The sequence below is a fragment of the Roseibium sediminis genome, assembly GCF_008711325.1.
Taxonomy (GTDB): Bacteria; Pseudomonadota; Alphaproteobacteria; order Rhizobiales; family Stappiaceae; genus Roseibium; species Roseibium sediminis.
Genome location: NZ_VXDB01000004.1, coordinates 157806 through 172912, shown reverse-complemented (window position 1 = coordinate 172912; position 15107 = coordinate 157806). Strand labels below are relative to the sequence as shown.

The following is a 15107-nucleotide window of genomic DNA, read 5'->3' as shown; positions in this document are numbered from 1 at the left end:
CCTGACGTCAAAGTGTCGTGAACCAAGGCCCCGACCCTACCGCAAGCAGCCTGAATTTACAAAGCAGAACCACGCTTGGCGCGTTGATTCTGCTTTGTTTCTTTGTTCTTTCCCGCCGGGTGGAGACCGGCTGGATTTGGTCGCTTACTGGTTGCTCATCGCCTTGAGCGGCGGATCAACATCATCCGGAATCGGACACATATAAGGATCGCGCTCGAGTGCCTTCTTGTGGCTTTCAATGGCGGCCGCCAGTGTCGGTGCATCTTCGAAAAGTTCGACGGCGGTACCAGCCATGATCTTGGCTGCGTGCAGCATGCCCTTGTGGGCGGCGGGGGACTTGCCCTGTGCCGTCAGTTGCCAGGAATGGAAGGGTGTTCCAACTGCACATGTTGCGACCCTCGCCTGTACCGTCGGGACTGCCCAGCTGACATCGCCAACATCCGTGGAGCCTTCGCCACCATCTCCCTGCCGATCCAGCGGCGCAAAGAAGTCGCACAGCGCAAGATCGGGGTCGACCTCAACGCCAATGCGGCGGAAGGACGTCGCAATATTGTCGTCGCTGAGGGTTTTGCGGATCTTGTTGGCGAATGCCTTGTCAGCGTCGTCGAATTGTGGCGCACCAAGCCTTTCGAGGCTCCGTTGCATGGCTTCTTCAAGGGGCCGGTTGCCGATCAGATTGGACACACCGCTGACAACGCGGGTTTCGACCCGAGTTTCGGTCATCAACGCCGCACCTTCTGCGATCTTGCGCACCCGCTCGACCAGACCGCGCAGTTGTTTGAGGTTCCGTGCACGGATCAACTGGCGCACAGTTGCGCGGGCCTGAACAACGTTCGGCGCAATCCCGCCGGCATCCAGATAGGCGTAGTGAATACGTGCGTCGTCGGGCATGTGTTCACGCATGTAGTTGACGCCGACATTCATCAATTCGACTGCATCGAGCGCGCTTCGACCAAGATCCGGCGCGCCCGCTGCATGCGCCGCCTTGCCGTGAAAGGTGAAGTCGATCCGGGTGTTTGCCAGTGACTTTGCCTCGTTGACAGCGGTGAATGTCGACGGATGCCAAGAAATGGCAGCATCGACATCATTGAAATATCCAGCCCGCACCATGAACGCTTTTGCGGCGCCACCTTCTTCCGCCGGACAACCGTAGTAGCGCACCCGTCCCTTGATCCCACGCTCGGCAAGGTAGTCCTTGACGGCAGCAGCAGCGCAGAGCGCGGCAGCTCCCAAGAGGTTATGCCCGCAGCCATGGCCGGGACCACCGGGAACCACCGGCTGGTGCTCGGCTGAGCCTGCGACCTGCCCCAGTTCAGGCAAGGCATCGAATTCGCCGAGGATGGCGATGACCGGCCCTTCGTCACCCGCTTCACCGATGATGGCCGTGGGGATGCCAGCTACATTTTCGGTAATCCGGAAACCTTCCTGCTCCAGCATCAGCTTGTGCTCGGCGACGGATTTGAACTCCGTATAAGCGATTTCCGGCACATCGAAGACCCGGTCGGAAAGACCGATATAGTCTTCCCGGCGTGTATCAACCAAATCCCAGACACGATCCGTATTTTTCACTTCTTACCTCCAAAATCGCACTTAACACACGCCTGCCGCCCCTGCATAAGCAGGGTCTGCGGAAGCTTCAAAACTCGCCCCGCACCGCCCGACAGCGTGTACGATGCCCAGATGGTCAACGGGACCACGGTCCGTTATTTCCGTATTGATTCCAGCGTGTTGCAGCTTCTCAAGCAGCGACTTTGGAGCATCGACATGCAGCCGCACGAGCGGGCCAACCCAGTTGGCCCTTGGCTGACACATAGCGCTCGCAAGATTGTCGCCTGCGATCAGATGCCTGACGACATTTGCAACCGCTCCCGGAATGCGCTCGCTTCCCGCACCACCCAGCGCATAAACAGCATCGCCCTTTCTGAGCAAGGACGGGCACTGTTCGGTTACGTCTTCTGCGAGAGGAACCGGATCGAACTCCATCCGGTAGGAATGCCCGAAGAGAATGCCGTATTTCGGATCGACCACCCGAGCTCCAAAATGCGGTCCGATGGACTGGGTTATGGATACTTGCAGTCCGCTTGCATCAATCACGCTCATATGGGTCGTGTCACGCTCTTCAGAAGCCACTCCAAGAACGCCTCGATCCATCCCCGGCGCGATATTCGCAATATCGCCCTTGTCCAGCTCCCCGGACAGCGCCGAACGTACATTTCGCCAAGCCTCGGCTTCAGCGAAAAGCGCCCTGTCGAGAAGGTCCTCAAAGGGGATCGGACTTGATTTCGGCTTGAGTGAACGAAGGTGCTGCGGGCGGTCATCAAACGCTTGTGCGATGGCCATAAGCTCCGCAAGTTCAAGAGCCGCGCCGGAATGCCCCGCCCGTTTGGCCCATTGGTTCAGTGCCGTAATCTGGAGCAATGTATGGCCCCAACCCTGACGGCCAATGCTGACAAGTTCCCAGTCCTCTTCGGCAAGCCTGACAACCTCGCCCTCTCTTGGGAAAATGTGCCAGACATCCTTATCCGACCAGGTCAGCCCCTTGGAGGCGTTCCGCTCGCAGAAACCGGATACAAACTCGATATTCGTGAAAGGGTCTTTGCCCGTCGCCGCCAGTTCCCTGAAGAAAAGCGCCAGACCAGCGTGGCAGAAAATATCACCTGCGACCGGAATTTTTCCGCCGGGAAGATACCAGTTGCGCGCGTCTTCGTCCCTCAGGTCTCCAGCCCGAACAGCCCAGATCTGAGCCAGTTCATCGGGCACCTCAAAGCCGGTTTCGGCCAGCTCGATAACCGGCTGCAGGATCGTTTGAAGGGAAAGCCTGCCGCTTTTTCCGTGCAGATGAAGCAATGCTCCGACGATCCCCGGCAGAGGAATTGGTGCCGCTCCTTCCCGCACATGTTCCGGCGCTCGCGTCGTCCCGTTGATCGCGTGCGGTTCTTCTCCATCTTGCCGATAGAGGACATGCCCACGCCCTGCCGGAGAACAATTGACCGGGTCGGCGACCATCATCGCGCAGGCCATCCCGACAGCCGCATCGGCAGCGCTGCCGCCGGACTTCAGGAGATCAAGGCCAATGCGGACGGCATGCGGACTGCCGCAAGCAACAGCGCCGTATCTTCCTTCAACTGACTGAACATGCCGCGGCAAACCAAGGCTCGTGCGGTTCTGGAGGCTTGCCACCAGATCATCCGAAGCGGGATCGCCTTCGGAAGCTCCGCCGCCTCCCTTTGCCGAAAAGCCTGCCATCATTCCACCTCGGCCGGTTGGCGCACCAGACAAGCGGCGACGCGGCCATCCGGATGACTTTCAAGCACGGGAACCTGTTCGCGGCAGGCCTGCACTGCCAATGGGCATCTTGGGTGGAACGTGCACCCGGGCGGCGGATTGAGCGGCGACGGGATTTCCCCCTTGATCGGCGCAAACTCCTGCTTTCTGCGATCAAGCCTCGGCGCTTCTTCCAGGAGCGCCGTCGTATAGGGATGGATCGGGCCGGCAAAGATGTTCTCAGACTTGCCCATCTCCACGACCCGGCCCAGATACATAATGGCAATCCGATCGGAGATGTGTTCGACCGCTCCAAGATCATGGCTGATGAACAGGTAGGTCAGCTGGAACTCGTCTTTCAGATCCATGAACAGGTTCAGGATCTGTGCCTGAATGGAAACGTCGAGCGCGGAAATCGCCTCATCACAGACGATCAGCTTCGGCTTGACGGCCAACGCGCGGGCGATGCCGATGCGCTGGCGCTGGCCACCGGAAAACTGGTGGGGATAGCGCTGCATGTAGTCCGGGCCGAGCCCGACTTTTTCCATGAGATTGGCGACATAGTCGCGGCGGTCTGATGCCTTGATCAGACCGTGCGCAACCGGTGCCTCACCGACAATCTTTTCCACGCGCAAACGTGGATTGAGGCTGGCAAACGGATCCTGGAAGATCATCTGGACGTCCAGATCATACCGCCGACGCTGCGCCGTGGTCATGTCGGCGATAGCTGTGCCGTTGTAAAGTATGTCTCCGGATGTGGCCCGCTCGACACCGGCGACCATTCGGCCCAGTGTCGACTTGCCACAACCGCTCTCCCCTACAAGCCCCAGCACTTCTCCGGGCTGGATTTCCAGATCCACACCGGAGACCGCCCGAACAACGGTTTCCTTGTAGTTCGCGCCAAGCATGTTGGCGATCTTTTCGGCCGTGTCCGGCTCGTTGACATAGCGCTTCGTGAGGCCCTTGAGCTGCAGGAGTGGTGTCATCCCTTTGCCTCCAGAACAGGATTGTGGCACCGCACCCAATGTCCCTCGCTGAGTGTGTGTTCGTCCGGATCAACGGCACAGGCATCCGTTGCCTTCGAGCAGCGCGGCCGGAAGGGGCAGCCGTCGCCAAGATTGAGCAGACTGGGCGTCATGCCCGGGATCTGGGTCAAGCGTTTGCCATGGGAGGCGTTGCTGGGAATGGAATCGATCAGGCCCCGGGTATAGGGATGCGCCGGAGCATCAAGTAGTTCGTTCACAGAGCCGTATTCGACAATACGGCCTGCATACATCACAGCCACCTTGTGGGCGAGACCGGCAACCACGGTCAGATCGTGTGTGATCCAGATCAGTCCCATGTTGCGGTCACTCAAAAGCCGCTGCATTTCATAGAGAATCTGGGACTGGATCGTGACATCGAGCGCCGTTGTCGGCTCGTCAGCAATGATCAGGTCCGGCTCCAACATCAAGGCAATGGCAATCACCACGCGCTGGCGCATGCCTCCGGACATTTCGTGCGGATAGGTCTTCAGCCGCTCCGCAGGTGACGGAATTCCGACCTGTGCAAGAGCGTCTTCAGCAATCTGGCGTGCCTCTGCCTTGGAAACGTTGCGATGCGCCTGAATGGTCTCGATCATCTGCGTGTCGATGCGCAGGACCGGGTTCAGTGTCATCATTGGGTCCTGAAAGATCATCGCGATCCGGTCGCCACGCAACTTACGAAGCTCTCTCGAATCTTCCTTGTTCAGGTCCTTGCCGTTCAGCAGGATTTCGCCGGATTTCACTTTCCCGGGTTGGTCGAGCAACTGCATGATGGAAAAACCGGTGATGGTCTTGCCGGACCCGGACTCCCCGACAATGCCGAGAACTTCTCCCGGCTGAACATCGAAGCTGACATTGTTCACAGCCCGAAGAGTGCCCGCACGCGTATCGAACTCGGTGACAAGGTTGCGGACAGAGAGTACCGGCGCGGTCATTTCTTTGTCCTCGGATTCAGGATTTCACGAATGTGGTCGCCCACGACATTGATGCAGACCAGTGTCACCAGCAGCATCACGCCGGGATAAAAGCTGATCCAGTAGCGCCCCGACAGCAGGTAGCCAAACCCGTTGGAGATCAGCAGGCCAAGCGAGGGTTCGGTGATTGGCACGCCCACCCCGAGGAAGGACAGCGACGCTTCGATCGCAATCGCGTTGGCGACCTGAACCGTGGCAATGACAATGATCGGCGGCAGGCAGTTCGGCATCACATGGCCAAACAGGATCCGCATTGGATGAAGCGCAAGGCAGCGGGCCGCCATGACATAATCCTTGCGGATCTCAACGAGCGCTGCCGCACGGACGGTTCTGGCGAAATAGGCCCACTGGACCAGCACCAGCGCAATGATCACCTTGTCGACACCCTTGCCGAGAATGGCGAGCAACAGCAGCGCCACCAGCAGTGTCGGGAAAGACAGCTGGATATCAACGGCCCGCATGATGAGGGACTCGATCCGTCCCCCGGCCCAGGCTGCCAGCATTCCAAGGCTCATTCCGATAAAAACCGCGCTTCCCACGGCAATCAGGCTCACCGACAGGGAAATCCTGAGGCCGTAGATCATGGCCGACAGCATGTCACGGCCCTGCTCGTCCGTGCCGAGCAGATAGTAGAAGCCATCAAAACCGACAGATCCCGGAGGCAAGCTGCCGTCCATGATGTTGATCTCTGCAAGATCATACGGATTTTGCGGAGAAATCGGTCCAGCGAAGATCGCAAGACACGCGATCACGAGAACCCCGAAACCGGCGATGACGGCTGTCGGACTGCTGAAGAAGTCTTCGGCAAACCGCTTGAACGGGCTTTCGACAGGAATGGTGCTCATGCCTTGCCTGCCTTGATCCGAATGCGCGGATCCAACATTGAATAGGCCATGTCTACGAAGAAATTGATCATTACGAACATAAAGACTGTCAGCATCATGTAGGCGACCACCACGGGGCGATCCAAAAGTCCGATGCTGTCGATGAGAAGTTTGCCGATGCCCGGCCAGGCGAAGACGGTTTCAGTGACCACTGCAAAAGCGATGACGTTGCCCAGCTCCAATCCAAGGACAGTGACAACCGGAATGAGAATGTTCTTCAGGATATGCACTCCGACGACCCGCTTTTCGGAAAGCCCCCTCGCCCTTGCATATTTCACGTAGTCCTGAAGGGAGACTTCCGCCGTCCCCGCTCGGGACAAGCGTATGACCAGGGAAATCTTGAAGATGGCGAGATTGAGCGCGGGCAGGATGAGATGCTTCAGGCCGTCGAGGGTCAGAAAACTGACGGGAACACCGAAGAGTTCCGTCGTTTCCCCTCGCCCGCCAGACGGCAGAACGCGCCAGAACACGGCAAACAACATGATCAACATCAGCCCCTGCCAGAAATTCGGCGTCGAAAAGCCGATGATCGATCCCCCCATGATGATGCGGCTTCCGGGGGACTTCGGGTAAAGACCTGCAAACATGCCCAGCGGAATTCCGATCAGCACCGCGAACAGCATTGCAAAGAATGCAAGCTCAAGCGTGGCCGGAAGACGGGAGAGGATCAGTTCCAGTGCCGGCGTGTTGTGAACGAAAGAAACACCGAGATTGCCGGTGGCAACACCCTTCAGAAACTGGAGAAACTGAATATAGACGGGCTGATCCAGCCCAAGACGGCGGATCGCCTCTTCCTGAGCGGCAAGATCGTCTTCCGGATTGATCAGCAGATCGATCGGATTTCCGACCATATACAGTCCGAAAAACACAATTGTAGCCATGACCGCCATGACCAGAAACGACTGGCCGAGACGGCGAATGAGATATGCAAGCATGAATCAGGTCCGGTTGGGACGGGCCGGGAAAACCCCGGCCCGAAGAGCTTGGCCCCAGAGCATCGGGCGTTTTGGTAGAAACGCCCAACGATGCTCGTTCACTGCTGGATCGATCAGCTTTGGGCGCTCAATCGATTCCGATCTCGCGCCCGCTGAGTTAGTTGGCAGGACGGACCGTCGTCAGAACGGTGTGCTGGTCTGCCCGCGGCGTCGTTGTCAAACCTGCGCGCAGAGCCCACGGGGTGACTTCGAAATGCAGCGGCAGGATTGCCACGTCATCCACCACGATCTTGCTGGCCCGGCGAAGGGCGGCATCGTGTTCTGCCGGATCAACGGTTGCCAGAGCGGCTTCGATTTCCGCATCAAGCGCGGCATTCGAGTAACGACCACGGTTGGTGCCGCCCAGTCCCTTGTCCTTGTTCTGGGTTGCGACCAGAGCGCGGAGCGGAGATGCCATGCCGGCACCTGATGCGCCCCATCCGGCCAGGTAGAGCGAGAACTCATACCCATTGCGGCGCGAGAAGAAGACGCTGGCAGTCATTGCGTCAATCTCGGTCTTGATGCCAACGCGGGTGAACATCTGCGCCACGGCCTGAGCAATCTTGGAATCGTTGATGTAACGATCATTCGGCGTGCCCAGCACAAGGTTGAATCCGTCCGGATATCCGGCTTCAGCCAGAAGGCGCTTGGCTTCTTCCGCATTCGGCTCTTCCAGAGCGATTTCCGGATCAACGCCACGCATGAAGTCCGGCACCAGCTGGCGGGCCACAACAGCCTGACCGCCCATGATGCGATCCACAATCAGCTTGCGGTCGATTGCCAGCGACATGGCCTTGCGGACTCGGATGTCCTTGAGCGGGTTCTTGTCGTTGGTTCCGGTGATGCCCGGGCTTGGCTCGCCTTCATGATCGAAATGCAGATAGATAACACGCGAGGAAGGGCCTTCGACCACGTTGACCGCAGGATCGGACTTGAGACGCTCAAGATCCTGCACTGGCGGCTTTTCGATGATGTCCACGTCGCCGGCCAAAAGAGCGGCAACACGGGCACCGCTGTTGGTGATCGGGCGGATCACGATCTCATCCCAATACGGCTTGTCGCCCCAATACCCGTCATTGCGGGTCATGGTGATGCGATCACCGGGAACAAAGCTGGCAAACTTGAACGGACCGGTTCCAATGGCCGCCTTGCCGGAATTGTAATCTTCTGAGGGCGGATAGGAGGCGATGCCCTCGCAACCGTCCTTGCTATAGGTTACCGGACCATCGTGCCCGTTGGCGCTCGCAGACACCACGCCGAAGCTGGCAAAATCGCTCAGCAGCAGCGGATATGGTGCTGCCGTCGTCACCCGGATCGTGTGAGAATCGGGGGCCGTGATTGTCTCGGCGGTCTTTGTGAAGCCTGCCATGGACGATGGGCTGTTCGGCACATTGGGAATGCGGCAGGCGGTGTAAAGGAAATCACGCGAAGTGAAGTCGCCGCCATCATGGAACTTCACGCCTTCACGAAGCTTGAACTCCCATGTGAGTGGGTCCGGGTTGCTCCAGCTCACGGCCAGCATCGGAACGATGGCCAGATTCTCGTCTTCGCCAACCAGAGCTTCGAACATGTGCTTGCGCAGCGCATTGTTCGGTCCAAGGTTGTGATAGAGCGGGTCGACCGAGCTTGGCTCCGATGCGAAGCCTGCGGTCAAGGTTTCGGCGTTTACTGCCGAACTTCCGACCGCAAGACCGGTAGCAAGGGCCAGCGTCCAAATTCCGTATTTCATCTCCACCTCCGTATTTTTCAGGGAGTTTCAGAGACGGAAATCCGAAATTCAACTGTATTCACAATCGGAAAACCCTATTCCCACACGGAATACCGCTCAGGGATTGCCAAGGGTATCGACTTCCAGACCGGTAGTGGCACACATGTGCTCAACGCTTTTCTGGAGGCATTTCAGGAAACTGTCGACCTCCGGCTTGCGCTCGACACCCGCCACTTCCACCAACGCAAGCGTGTGAAAAATCTCGGATGAAAAGGGACGGATCACCACATTGGAACTGTCCGAGTATCCGGCCATCAAAGCGTTGACGATGGCGACACCCAAACCCTGCTCCGCGCATTTGCACGCGGAAAGAACATTTGCGGTCTCCACCCGGATCACGGGCTTGATCCCCTTGCGCCGGAAGGCTTCATCAATCTGTTGGCGCGTCGGCTGGCGAGCGGACAGGAGGATGAGTGGCTCGCCGATCAGGTCCTCCGCCGTTATGTGATCCTTGGCCGCGAGCGGATGGGATTTGAGCAAACAGCAGTGGCTTGTCGAGCGATATAGAGGCTTGACGGACAGCGTTGGGTGAGAAACCGGCAACGTGACCAGAGCGAAGTCGGCCGCTTGCCGGATCATCATGTCGATGGTCGCCTGTGTCGTGCGAACGTCAAATAAAACACGGACTTGCGGGTGGTACTTGTCAAATTGATTCAGCACCATCGGAATGACCGCGTGCGCCAGACTGGGCACGGTTACAAGCTTCATGATCCGTTGGCTTGCATCTTCCCGGTCGTCGCGGACCTCGCGCAGGGACGAGACCGCTTCGAGCACACGGCGCACCCTTTCAAGCACTGAAGACGCCCGTGGCGATGGCAACAGCTTGCCGTTCTGGCGATAGAAAACCTCGTAGCCGAGCTCTTCCTCAAATCGGGCCAGGATCTTGCTGACAGCCGACTGCGTCATGCCCATTTCACGCGCTGCCGCAGAGACGGAGCCGGATCGGACAATGGCGTCAAACACTTCAAGCTGCTTCAATTGCATGGGAAAAACTGACCGGTTGGAAAAAATGCCCAGTCAGTATTGTCTGCAAAGCCGGTAAACTGCAACTCGGGTCGTCCTTGTTCGACCCATGCGTCATGCCGGACCAGCTCCCCTCAACAGAAGGTCAGGTCTTCATTTCCCGCTTCGGTTGTTCAGGGCATCTAGCCGCGCGACGATTTCCGGGTCCCATTCGGCAATGGAATGGCCTTTGGCCCAATCCTTCAGACGGCCTGCCTGATCGGCAGCAAGGCTGAAAAGACCTGCGCCGGACAGTTGCTCCAGAACATCGATTTCCATGAGAGTCCGCGTCCGGGGTGACCGCGCATTGCGGAAGGTGCGGTTCCAGCTTTCGGCCTCGCCCTCACCGGAGACGAGGCGGGAGAGATCGGCAGGTGCAGGAAGCGGATTTTCTTTAGAAGGCTGCGAGCTTTCCGCCCCTTCGTCATCTTCGGCTCCCAGTCGAGATGTCCCTTCGAGCGCGTTTAACGTCTCTTGAGACGCAAGCGGCGTTCCGTCTGCAAATTCAAGGTCTGCCAGCTCCGGAAATCTCTTCAGGAGGCGGGAAAGATCTGCCAGGATTGCTTCTTGGACCGCCTTTCGCCCGGCGAGAGCTGCAAAGTCTGCGGCCAACTTATGCCCATCCAGCCAGAACGGCATGGACTGCAAGGTACGTTCAAGGCGTTTCACCACGTCGCGGTCAACCGTACCACTTGAAAGCGCCAGACTGTAGCGATCAACCGTGTCGACGGCCACCGGTGGAACGATGGTCTTGTTGCCTTCGCGAATGGGCGGGCTGGCCGTGATGTCGCCCCATGTGACGGTCCGCCGAAGCTGGTAGGACACGGGAGCAGTTGGGTCGAGATCAAAGAGGATATCTGCAATTTCTCCGGCAGACCGCTTGAGCGCGCGCCAGTCCGTTTCTTTCGCGGCATCCCCTCCCTTGTCCGACGCCGCTTGAGCAGCAATTGCGGGGGAGTTCACGGCAGCCTTCTGGACGGGTTTTCCGGCCTCCGACGGCCTGTCGCCTGCCACCTTCTCAACTTCCAGATCCAGCCGGGCGCGCATGTCGGCAAAGGACTTTCCGAGCCCTGCGGCACGGATCAGTTCGTGACTGGCCAAGGCACCAAGAGCAGATGTCAAATCCGCCTTCAGCTCCCCATCAGGACCCGGAAGGTCCTTGCGAGACAGATTGCCTACAACGCGCCCGAGCTGAGTTTCGAACTGCTTCTGATTGGCTGGCTGGCGTGTGGCCGGGTCGAGATCAAGGAAAGCAAGCAGCCCTTGAAATGCGGACAGGAAGGTTTCGCGCGTCGGGTTCTGGGTGAGCGATAGGCACATGGCTTCAACCAGCCGCAAATCCTTGGCCTTGACCTTCAGAAGATCGAGGGCGGCCTCCTGAACTTCAGACCAGTCAATGGACCCGTGGGCCAGTGTCCCGCGCTTCATCAAGGCATCGTCGACGACATCAAAACGCGGCTCGTCCTCCAGATCCCGCGATGACGGAGCGGACAGATTGGCCCTGACAGCGTCGACAAACGGATCGGTCGCACCCGTCTCCTCAACCTTGGCAGGTTTGGCCGACCTTGAGCTCTTTTCCGCGTCCTTCGTCGCCGCTGTCTTTGCCATATCAACTACATCCGGGCTGGCAGGACAAGATCGGTCAGAGGGCTTTGGCCTGCCGGATTCTTCTGCCCTTCCTGCACCACGACATAGCTTGCACTGGCTCCACCAATGTCGAAGCGAACGACCGTCCCGTTGCCGGTGAAATTGGTTACCGTTCCTGAATCCAGCAGGCGGAAACCGGACCATGGCCCCGTGAACGAGACCGTTTGAGGACGATCCCTGCCCGCCGGGAAAACGGTCAGCTTGCTTTCAGCCTGCTTGGACAATTCGTTCGGCCAGATCACCCGGATCGGACGGCGGGGTCCGTGGGTGTAGGAGATGATCTGTCCTTCGACATTCATCACGGCACGGCGGAATTTTCCAGAAAGATTTTGCGGTTCAATGGTGTAGCTGATGCCAAGCGTGCCATCGCTGGCAAAATAGTGCTTGCGCAGGTCAAGCGCCTTTTTCAGCTGCGTCAGGAATGTTCTGTTGATGACCAGACTGCGCCCATCGATTGTGCGCGGCTCGCCGGTCCCCTCGTCCACGAAAAGCACCAGATTGTCTTCGTAGAACTTTTCGATCTTGCCGCCGGGTCCGAAGAACGCCTCGAAATCCTGAAGCGGGACTTCCTCGCGAGCATCTGTCGTGAATGGATAACGGGTCGCAAGGCTGAGATTGTACTCGGCATAAACCTCGTCGTTCCAGCCGCGCTGCAGCTCTTCCTTGGACTTCTTCAGCACCACCTTCCAGCTCTGGTCGGCGATCTTCTCGAAGAAGCGATTGAGAGGTTCGGGAAGATCCACGCCAAGCCGCTTGATGACGTAGATCGGATCATCACCTTCCAGCTTGATACGGGCCTTCGCCTTGGTCAGGGCAACCTCGCCGGACCGCTCGCCAGCCTGCCGGATTTCCTTTAAATACTCGTAGAGGCGATCAAGTGCTGTCTGGAGGTCTTCCAGATAGGCCTTCTCGTTTTCGCCAGCGGTCCCAACGTCGTTGAGGCGGAAGAACGCACGGCGGATGCGCAGGCCCTGCTCCCGGTTGAGATCAAACGGCAATTCCGCGTCAGTTGCCTGATTTGCCTCAAGCTCGACCAGCTTTTCCTCATAGACCTCGGTTTCGTCCTTTACCCGCCCCAAGAGACGGCCAAAAGGATTTTCCGGGCCGGTGATCTGCTCAAGTACGTCAACCGCCTGATCGACATTCTCGAAATCCACCATGTCGAGTGCATTCAGGGCGTCGGACCACGCGGTGATGTAGTTGGTTGCATAGCGCCCGGCGACCTTGCGACGGAACGTCTCCAGATCCTTTGGCGAGTAGCTGACCGTTTCTCGCTCACCCGCCACCCAAGCATCTTCAACCGCAACAACCGACAATGTGTCATTTTGCTTGATGAAGAACTCAAGGAAGGCATCCTTGGTGAAGAAGGGTTTGACTTCAACAGGTTCTGCCTGCTGCCCGGCTTTGCTGCCAGCTTCGAATATGATGTTGTAAGCTGGGCCGATATCGTTCCGCAGATTAACCGGTGTCACAAGCTGGCGGTCGCCCAGCTGCTCGATATTGCGGTATAGCCGCAGGTCTCGCGGGACTTCACGCAAGTCCGCTTGAGCGGCCTGAACCATGACGTCGTCCAGCTGCGTTTCCAGCCCCACCGTTTCAATCGCGAAATTGAGGTGGTCCTGCAGTTCGGCCTGCGTCTTGCTGTCCCCCGTGAAATCGTTCTGCCAGACTTCACCTACCCAGCCTTCAACCAGGGTATTGTTGCGCCGCTCCTTGTCGCCGAGCATCAGGTAGATGCGCAGGGCTTCCAACCGCTCGTCGCTGTCCTTGGTTGCCTTCACCTTGCCCAGTTTGTCAATGCGTTGATGCACATGCGAGCCGATGTCGGGCAGAAAGGCCTTGTCGAGCAGTGCGACATAGGATTTCTCGATTTCCGGTCCGATCTTTCGTCCCTGATAAAGGGTCGCCGCAGAACTGATCGCGTTCCAGTCGCGGTAGTTGCCGAAGATCCCGGCAGCCGATTTCAGCGAGTTCAGCGGAGGCAGGAATACAGCGCCTGCCGTCTCGCCGCTGACATCAGCATTCTGACCGCGAATCTCCTGGAACCCCTTGGCGATATCAACAACTTCGTCAGCTTTCGCCCGGTTGTTGGTGTATGCGAGCCAGTAGAACCCGGTGAAGCCGACAAAAAGCACCGAGGCTGCTGCAGCGGACACTGCGAACTTGAGCTTTTTCGCCCGCTCGATGCGAACATTGTCCCCGGCGAGCCCGGCTTCCCGGAAAACGACCGTCTTCAGGAGATCGCTGGCGAAGAAGTTGCGGGAATATCCGTTGTGAACGGAGAGCACAGGCGTACGGATTTCGTATTTCTGGGATGCGGCTGTCAGAACCGCGTTGAAGGGCACGGCCTCCTGACGGCTCGACGTCATGAACACGCCCCGCACCTGAGGCGCGGTGGAGAACTTGTCCTGATGCAGGCTTGTGGTCAGGAACTCGTTCAGCAGGTCGCGCAGACCGGCCAGCTGACGGGAAAAGGTGTAGAGCTTGCGCCGCGCCATTGTGGACCTCTGATCGACAATGCGGTCGAGCATCTGGTCGTTGACGCGATCAAGAAACGCGTCATAGGCCTTGGCAAATTCCTCCATCCACGCGTTGGCAGAGCTTTCCGGCTGGAGGTCGAACGAGAAGCCGAACGGTTCCTGCCGCTGGCTTTGTGGCAGCCCTGCTACGAACTCGTTGAAACCGTCGAGCAGATCAACCTTTGTTACCAGAACATGGACCGTGTAACGCGTTCCAAGCGCTTCGGACATCTCCACTAGACGCGCATGAAGAAGCGCCGCCTTGTTGTCGCGCACCTCAGGGGAAGACTGAATGAGATCAAGGACATCGATGCAGACGATGGCTCCGTTGATCGGCCTGCGCGGACGGTACTCCTGAAGAAGGCCAAGGAATTTCTGCCAGAGCAATGCCGATACATCGAGGACATTGTCGGAAAGACTGCTTCGCTGATGCGTCAGGATTTGACCGGCGACGTCAAAAAGAATCGCATCATCTGTGACCCAGTAGTCCACGTCCTGCGTTTCGGAAACCTGCTTGGCGTCCTCCTGCGAAAAGAGATGGGCGAGCGGGAATTTCAGATCGGATTCGACGATCAACGACGTCTTTCCGGCCGCTGGAAAACCGAGCACCACATACCACGGCAAAGCGTAGAGGGAATCGCGGCTCCCCTTGCAGCCATCCATGCCCAGCCAACTGGTACGGATGGTCGCCATCGCGTTTCGAAACGACTGTTCGAAGGCGCTGATCCGCTCCTTCATGGGATCGCGCGGCTTGTCTTCCTGCTTTTTTTGGGCTTCCCGCTCCTGCTTCCGCTTTCGATAGAACTCGGTGACCAGATTGTTGAGGCCCCAGATAAAAATCGCGGCACTGATCGCCACAAGTCGGAAAGTAACAGGCTCGAGAGGTCTGTAACCGGAGATTGCAATCTTTGGGCCAAGGAACCAGATCGCAATGCATACAAAGAGAGTGAATACAAAACTTGCAAACAAATAGGATCTGACTGCTGACCATATACTGAGCACAAATTTCTTCAGAAAGCCAAATATCTTCGAAACAACGCTCGAAATCAT

At 58.0% G+C, this 15107-nt stretch carries 10 protein-coding genes; all 10 read right to left on the bottom strand.

Annotation, left to right across the window (positions count from 1 at the left end):
* Positions 1-144: 144 nt before the first annotated feature.
* Entirely contained in the window at positions 145-1569 is a 1425-nt protein-coding gene (locus tag F0155_RS05710) for an amidohydrolase (protein ID WP_150523523.1), read from the bottom strand.
* Between the two features lie 21 nt (positions 1570-1590).
* A complete protein-coding gene (locus F0155_RS05705; RefSeq protein WP_161599758.1) occupies positions 1591-3246 on the bottom strand; it encodes a gamma-glutamyltransferase in 1656 nt (551 codons plus the stop codon).
* Positions 3246-4250: an ABC transporter ATP-binding protein gene (locus F0155_RS05700; protein WP_150523521.1), complete on the bottom strand. Its 1005-nt coding sequence runs from the start codon at positions 4248-4250 to the stop codon at positions 3246-3248. The genes F0155_RS05705 and F0155_RS05700 overlap by 1 nt, the downstream gene beginning before the upstream one ends.
* Positions 4247-5224, bottom strand: a complete 978-nt coding sequence (locus F0155_RS05695) for an ABC transporter ATP-binding protein (protein WP_150523520.1) — start codon at positions 5222-5224, stop codon at positions 4247-4249. The genes F0155_RS05700 and F0155_RS05695 overlap by 4 nt, the downstream gene beginning before the upstream one ends.
* A complete protein-coding gene (locus F0155_RS05690) occupies positions 5221-6108 on the bottom strand; it encodes an ABC transporter permease (RefSeq protein ID WP_150523519.1) in 888 nt (295 codons plus the stop codon). The genes F0155_RS05695 and F0155_RS05690 overlap by 4 nt, the downstream gene beginning before the upstream one ends.
* Positions 6105-7082: an ABC transporter permease gene (locus tag F0155_RS05685; RefSeq protein ID WP_150523518.1), complete on the bottom strand. Its 978-nt coding sequence runs from the start codon at positions 7080-7082 to the stop codon at positions 6105-6107. Before F0155_RS05685 ends, F0155_RS05690 begins: the two co-directional genes overlap by 4 nt.
* Positions 7083-7239: 157 nt before the next feature.
* A complete protein-coding gene (locus F0155_RS05680) occupies positions 7240-8850 on the bottom strand; it encodes an ABC transporter substrate-binding protein (RefSeq protein WP_150523517.1) in 1611 nt (536 codons plus the stop codon).
* A gap of 96 nt (positions 8851-8946) precedes the next feature.
* Complete coding sequence (locus tag F0155_RS05675) at positions 8947-9873, bottom strand: LysR family transcriptional regulator (RefSeq protein WP_150523516.1); 927 nt, start codon at positions 9871-9873, stop codon at positions 8947-8949.
* A 132-nt stretch (positions 9874-10005) separates the two neighbouring features.
* Positions 10006-11499, bottom strand: coding sequence for a TssA family type VI secretion system protein (locus tag F0155_RS05670; RefSeq protein WP_150523515.1), 1494 nt, complete (start codon positions 11497-11499; stop codon positions 10006-10008).
* Positions 11500-11504: 5 nt separating this feature from the next.
* Positions 11505-15107, bottom strand: a complete 3603-nt coding sequence (gene tssM, locus F0155_RS05665; RefSeq protein WP_192913762.1) for a type VI secretion system membrane subunit TssM — start codon at positions 15105-15107, stop codon at positions 11505-11507.